The sequence below is a fragment of the Microvirga vignae genome (assembly GCF_001017175.1).
Taxonomy (GTDB): Bacteria; Pseudomonadota; Alphaproteobacteria; order Rhizobiales; family Beijerinckiaceae; genus Microvirga; species Microvirga vignae.
Window position 1 is genome coordinate 1 of sequence record NZ_LCYG01000034.1, and the last position, 6901, is coordinate 6901.

Annotated in this window: 2 protein-coding genes and 2 pseudogenes; 2 read left to right on the forward strand and 2 right to left on the reverse strand. The window is 56.7% G+C overall.

The window, feature by feature from the left end; all coding sequences use genetic code 11:
• Positions 1-266 precede the first annotated feature (266 nt).
• Entirely contained in the window at positions 267-2036 is a 1770-nt protein-coding gene (locus AA309_RS14435) for a M10 family metallopeptidase (RefSeq protein WP_047189736.1), read from the reverse strand.
• Between the two features lie 915 nt (positions 2037-2951).
• Here AA309_RS14435 and AA309_RS32050 point away from each other — a divergent pair.
• A complete protein-coding gene (locus AA309_RS32050; RefSeq protein ID WP_052954732.1) occupies positions 2952-4940 on the forward strand; it encodes a right-handed parallel beta-helix repeat-containing protein in 1989 nt (662 codons plus the stop codon).
• A 210-nt stretch (positions 4941-5150) separates the two neighbouring features.
• On the opposite strand, the pseudogene AA309_RS37430 reads toward AA309_RS32050, so the two are convergent.
• Positions 5151-5643 (reverse strand): annotated as a pseudogene (locus AA309_RS37430) (transposase); the annotation flags it as partial.
• 290 nt (positions 5644-5933) lie between these two features.
• Here AA309_RS37430 and AA309_RS32055 point away from each other — a divergent pair.
• Positions 5934-6901 (forward strand): annotated as a pseudogene (locus AA309_RS32055) (calcium-binding protein); the annotation flags it as partial.

The window sequence follows — 6901 nt, forward strand, 5'->3', positions numbered from 1 at the left end:
TCGGCGACAGCGTTATTGCCTAGGCTTATCCCGAATTGATGGTCCTGCTCAGGCGCAGTTCTGTACGGGTGAGCCCGAGGAGTAGTTTCTCGGGCTTCTCGGCATCTCTACTGGCCGAGGCTCAGTCACCGCCGAGCCTCTGAGGGCTTGAGAACTCATGCTCGACCACAATGACCACAATGAACAGTGCCGGCAGCCACTTCGGCCGTAGGACGGAAAGGAGTTCCGCCGTCGGGGCACAAGCCAACAAGAAGCCATCACCTTCGTTAGGCCAGGACATCCCACGTGCTTCGGCCCTCATAGATGCCATAGTTCAGGTAATGTTGCAGAGGGTTGACACCGGCAGCAGCAACATCCGGGTTGGCGGCCAGATAGGAGGAGGTGTCAAACCGTGACGAGGAGTCACGCCCCTCCCTCCAGCCAAAGTCGAAATAGTGGTCAAGCGGGTTCACCTGGGCCGCCGCGATATCCCGGTAGAGTTCCAGATAGTCGCTGGTATCAAAGGCGGCATTAGGATCGCGGCCCTCCTTCCAGCCAAAGCCGTTGTAGTGGTCCAGCGGATTCACCCCCGCTGCCGCCACATCCGGATTGGTCATGAGGTAAAAGTCCGCATCGAAGCCCTTTAGGATAGTTCGCCCCACTGTCTGGACCGGATTCACGCCACTCCCTGTGCGCTCCTCTGCAGCACCATATCTCACAAAGTGATCGAGTGGGTTCAGACCCGCTGCCGCCACATCCTGATTGGCCGAGAGATAGGCTTGGGCCGTGAAGGCTGTCTTGAGCGCCGAAAAAGCGCTCCGGAGCGTCAGATTGGCGGATGCGTATAGGCCATCGGTGAACTGGAAATATTCCACACCCCAAGTAACATCCATACCCTCCGATGAGCCCGAACGCAGGTCGGCAACAACAATCGAACCATTGGACTGATGCCTGATGTCATATTGGGCGCGCAAGCCGCTGAACATCGCGGTATCGGTCCCCGCTCCTCCCTCCAGCGTGTCGCTGCCAATACCACCTGATAACCGATCATCGCCACTCCCACCCCAAAGGGTGTTAGATACCGTATTCCCAATGATCACATCACCGCCGGAACCACCAACGGCGTTTTCGATGAGCGACCGGGCATCACCCTTGTAGAGCAGTGCGTTCGCAATGTTGCCAACCGCGACCTTCGACCCGTCATAGTGCAGTTTCGATAACTGATTGGAGGCAGTTGTCGTCCAGCCTCCAGGCTGGAGATCGATTGTCAGGGCTGTCGCATAATTCGAGAAGTCATAGGTGTCGGTTCCGCCACCATCCCACACCGTCAGGAGGATCTTATTGCCGCCGGGCGCCCCTTGGCCGACGCCGTTGACCATCATCTCGCCGGTAGTCGGGTTCCACTTGTAGGTCGTGTTGCCGCTGTTGGTCGTGAAGTTAGCGCCGTACATATGCTGGAGAGCCGCCATGTCGTACATCATCAGCGACTGCGCATAGCCCCAGGTTTCGTTGACATAGCCGCTGGTGGTGGAGGCGCCGACATACGAGCGATAGCTCATCACCGTGTACTCGATCGAGTCCCGGTCTGCCGGCATGCCGCTCTCGTGCGGATGCTCGAGGCCGAGCGCATGGCCGATCTCATGCACGAAGGTGAGATAGGCGTAGTTGCCCTTCACAGGAGTATTGTAGTCGGTGCTGTTGAACCAGGCGTCTCCCCCCTCGGCGGCCGTGCTGGGGAAGTAGGCCCAGGCTGTGCCGGGCAAATCAGACTCGGCAAAACGAAGGTCGGCGTGCTGCGTGGTCGTCTCTGTGATTTCGGAAAAGCGGAGATTGGCCACCGAAGCGTACATGTTCAACGTAGAACGGGCGGTGTTCTGCTGCGCAGTGTTGAGCGCGCTGAAATTGCTCAGGGGCTCACCTGAACCGTAGGTCGATCCGTAATAGGAACCGCTGGTGGGAAAACTAAAGGTAAGGCTGTTCACGGCCCATTTGTAGCCGCCGAGGACGCCGTCAATATACGCGTTTCCGGTCGGGCTGTAAGTCGTGACAGCTGCCATGATGTCTACTCCAAAAGGTGTGCCGGCGTTTTCGCCGGGCTTGTTCTTGGGTTTAAGCCCGAAGGTCAGATGGAATTCTTGTCCGAAAAGCTTGCACTCTAGTGAGCGATCCGGAGCTACCGTGCAATTCACCCAGCTGGTCTAGGCCGTGTGGATTGAGATGGGCAATATTAGAATATTTCCCTAAATCGATCTGTCAGTGATCCATGGCGAGGCGGCTTCGAGAGACCCGATCATGCTGACACAAGGGAAAAAGATTGGGTGACGGTGCCGCAGGCGTTTGCCACTTTGGTATTCCCGGCAGGGTAGCAAGAGCCGCGATGACCGTCGCTTCCTTGAGGCACTTCACTCTTTCACGGGCATGTTCACTTGGCGGGCGCTGCCCTCCTTCGGCAACTGGAACTCGGTCTTAAAGCGGTTCTGGCACTTGAGCCAAGCTGGCGTGTTCGGGGTGTTCTTTGAGGCCTCATGCAGGAGGTCTCTCGATGTACCTCAAAACCTTACCGTTCAATTTTACTGGCATGGACCAGATTACCACCAAAGAGGTGGAATGTTTGCGTCTTCCCGTCAGGGCTACACCAAAATTGCACCATTAGTAGACAGTATAAATTAATACAAACCGTCAAGCGCCGCCTATCTTATAGCCTGTAAACCAGCAGGCGCTAATGAAAAGTGGCTCTATGATATCGGACTGTGCAATCAAATTCGAGGATAAATACTCAGCTGTACAGCTGATACTCTTGGAGCCGCAGCAGGTCCGCCTGTCATGGCCGTGACAGGCGGCATGGCAGCTTCGGCTCTGGCAAAACATCTCCCTTAAGCCCCTCTCTCGCTGTAACCCCCGCGCCGGTCATGTGTCCGGACGACAATGCCTGCAATCGAGCAATTTAAGAACGCCCAAGAAGGACATTAATCATGGCCACACAGGTTATCACCGTCGGTCCGCCAACTGGAAATGCTGCGCAGGACACGGCTGCGATCAACGCAGCTATCCAAAAAGCCAATGCAGCTTACATGGCGAGCCCATCAGCGGGGCAGGTCACCGTCCAACTTTCAACCGGCACCTACATCGTAACAGGGGATCCGACCAATGAGTCCGTTGGTCCGGTTGAGTTGCTTTCCGGAGTTGCGTTGGTGGGCGCAGGGATGGGGGCGACAACCATCAAGCTCGCCGATAACTTCAATGCTCGTATTAACGGGATTGTGCGCACCGATGTGAAGGAGACGGTGCAGAATGTGACACTCGCCAACCTGACCATTGATGGGAACCGAGCCCACAATACGGGCCACCAAGCTGGCTTTATCTCTGGAGCAAAACCCGAGGAGGGAGTCACGCATTCTAATATTACTGTCTCGGGTGTCGAGATCCTGAACTGCACAGCGTATGGCTTCAACCCACACGAGATCACCACCAATATCACCATTGAGGATTGTTTGGCTCATCACAATGGCCTCGACGGTTTTGTAGCCGATGGTGCCGAGGGCGGTACTTACAGGAATAACATTTCCTACGCCAACGACCGCCATGGCTTCAATATCCAAAATGCCACCACCAATCTCGTCTTGGAAAACAACGAAGCGTATGACAATGGCTCAGGAGCAACTGGTGGCGCTGGCATCGTTGTTCAGCGTGGCGATGTTCTGCGCGATGGTGCGAGCACGATCGACTGGGTTAGCAACATCCAGATTATCGGGGGTGAGTACTACCACAATTCGCGTGAGGGTATCCTCGTAAAACTCTCCGAGAATGTGACGATTGACGGCGCTTCGGTGCATGACAACATGCGCCAAGGTGTGCGCATCGAAGGCTCCACGGACACAATCTTGAGGAACAGCGAGATCTTCAACAATGCGCAAGGCCAAACGGCAACTGAACGGTACGACCAAGTTCAGATCCGCCTGCGCAACGATTACCCAGACGGCAATCCCGACAATGATCCGACAACGGTCCCGGCAATCAATTACTACTCGACTAACACCCAGATCCTCAACAATGCGATTTATTCCGATGGTGAAATCGACGCCCGCTATGGCATTCGCGAGGAGGTCACAAATCTCAACGGTGGCGCCACTGGAACTCAGGTCTCCGGCAACAGCGTCTTTGGCATGGCCTCGGGGCCAACCTCCGTTCCAGGTTATACCTACACGCTCGATGAAGCCTCTGCCGATGCGCAACCACTCGTGGATGATGTGCTCTACCTAGCACGTTACGCAGATGTTCGGGCGGCTGGGATTGATGCGGATGATCACTATGCGGCGTTTGGCTGGCAGGAGGGCCGCAACCCGAATGCCTTCTTCAACACCAACGGCTATCTCTCGGCCAATGCTGATGTGGATGCGGCCAACATCAACCCGCTCGAGCACTATCACCAGCAGGGCTGGACAGAGGGCCGCGATGCGTCTGTCTCCTTCGACACGACCCTGTACCTGCTCAACAATGCTGACGTGAGGAATGCCGGCATCGATCCGCTCGAGCATTATCTCGCCTATGGCCGCTTCGAGGGCCGGCAGGCGTACAAGGCAGTCGGGCAGGGCGTGCAGGGCACGTTTGATGCCGAGTACTACCTCCTGGCCAATCCGGATGTCGGGGCTGCCGGGGCCGATGCGGCGTTCCACTTTGCCAACTATGGCTGGAAGGAGGGGCGGGATCCGAACGCCTTCTTCGACACCTCGGCTTATCTTTCCACCTACACCGATGTGGCCGCAGCCGGGGTCAACCCGCTCGAGCACTACAATGCGTCTGGCTGGCAGGAGGGGCGGGATCCGTCGGAGACCTTCGACACCTCGAGCTACCTGGCCGCCTATGGAGATGTGGCGGCTGCCGGCATCAACCCGCTTGAGCACTACCTGAAGTTCGGCGTCTATGAGGGCCGATCTACCTTCAGCGATAGCGTCATCGCGTAAGAACGCTGCACGGTAAGTAGGAAGATTACCTGAAGGAGTGAGGCCCAGAGTCTGCGGCCTCATTTCTCTGGCTATGGTCGCTTCTGCAGATTCCGCGGCCCATCGCTGCTCTCTGGACCGGCTGTCGGGGCTGATCGATTTGTCCTCGCTGAAACGGCACCTTGGAGTTTCTTCGAAAGATTATGCTGGCGAATTCATCACGCCGGGTCGTCACGCTGGGGTGGAAGCTATCATGAGCCTGTTGAATACGGATTGACGTGTTTGCGCGAGTGATGTGTCGTCGAGCTAGGTACCGATCTGGATGAGGTTCATGGCGGCCGCAGTCAGACATGCTGCAGATGAGCCTTGGCTAGCCCGACGTGGCGGGAATGCCGCAGGTGCAGGACCCGGGCGCCCGCCGAGATCGTGCCCTCAATTCCAGTTCGCCGCAGATATTCTCGTGCGAAGGTTGGCTGTGCTTCACGAACCCGAGCGGCCTGAAGAATCTCATGTCCCTCGTGCGGACGGAGCGTGAGCAGGCGCCGAGCGCTGTGAGTGCATTGCCGTTTCAAGGGACACGGCCGGCAATTGCTCGTCGAGAAGCGAGCTTTGAGCGCGGTTCGCCCCTGATGGTAGCGGAACTCCAACTCCTGCTCTCGTGCCCTGCCGGGCAGGTAGCCACTTCCCGATCCCAATCGAGGAGGAAGTCCTGCACCGTGAAGCCTGCACTGTGATTACTAACGTGCACTGTGGATGCCGCTCGCTTACCTCCAACCACCTACTCCATCTTGGCTAGGGGAGATACCTACTAGCATCAGTTGTGTTACCCAGGCAGAGCGCTAATTTTTTGGAAGTCCGTCTAGAGACGGACTGGTTGTTGGTGTGGCTCAAGTGGCTGAAGGAAAGCCGAGAATTGTTTCTCAAAGCAATTCCAAACGCGCGCTTGCCGCGTGGATGGCTGCATCTGAATGCTAGAACGGGCGCCAAGAACTTCAAAGCCCTTAGGGAGATAATATGGCTACTATCAGCGGAACAGATAACGACGACCGGCTTATCGGTGGTACAGCCGGGAACGACACCTTTCAGGGAGGGCTAGGCAGCGACACCATCGATGGCAGCGGAGGCAATGACGCAATCTATGGCGGCAGCATCGGGGTCAACGATGATCCAAATCTGTACATTAACGAAATCAATTATTTCAACACGGGCTTCACAGGTATCCAAGTAGTATTTAGCTCCACGTCCAGACAAGGAACGGTCACAAAGTCTGACAGCAGCGTCGACACGTTCTTCGGAATCGATGGCGTGCGGGGAACCGCAGGAGTGGATACGTTTACTGGTGGATCTGGAGAGGGAGTCCAACGGTTCGTCGGATTTGGTGGGGCAGATACTTTCGATGGCACCTCAGGCATCAACGAGGTCGACTACCGGACTGAGGCAAGGGTGCTTGGCTTCACGACAGGTCTCACCATCAATCTGGCCACAGGGTCGGTACAGGATGCGACAGGTAGTACGGATACTCTGATCGCCATCGAGCGGGTTCGCGGTACCGTGAACAACGACCTTATCATCGGCAACGAGCTCAATAACCGTCTCCGGGGCGATGCGGGTGACGATACATTCGAGGGTAGCGCTGGCAGCGACAATATCGACGGCGGAGCTGGAAACGACACCGTTGTCTTTAACTTCAATCGCGCCGACGCCACTATCGAAACAACCACGACAGGCAGCGTGAGAGTTCGCGGCCCGGAGGAATCGGGGTCGAGTACCCTCCTCACCAACGTTGAGAACCTTCGGTTTGCCGACGATGTGCCGCCGGACGCTCAGGCGCTTGTGGATGATAGCTTCTACCTTGCACTCTATCCGGATGTTCGGGCGGCTGGGATTGATGCGGATGATCACTATGCGGCGTTTGGCTGGCGCGAGGGGCGTGACCCCAATGCCTTCTTCTCCACCTCAGGCTATCTCTCGGCCAATGCTGA

Excerpts from the sequence above, each read along its gene's own strand:
- AA309_RS32050 (WP_052954732.1), top strand. The coding sequence starts at position 2,952 with ATGGCCACACAGGTTATCACCGTCGGTCCGCCAACTGGAAATGCTGCG.
- AA309_RS14435 (WP_047189736.1), bottom strand. The coding sequence starts at position 2,036 with ATGGCAGCTGTCACGACTTACAGCCCGACCGGAAACGCGTATATTGAC.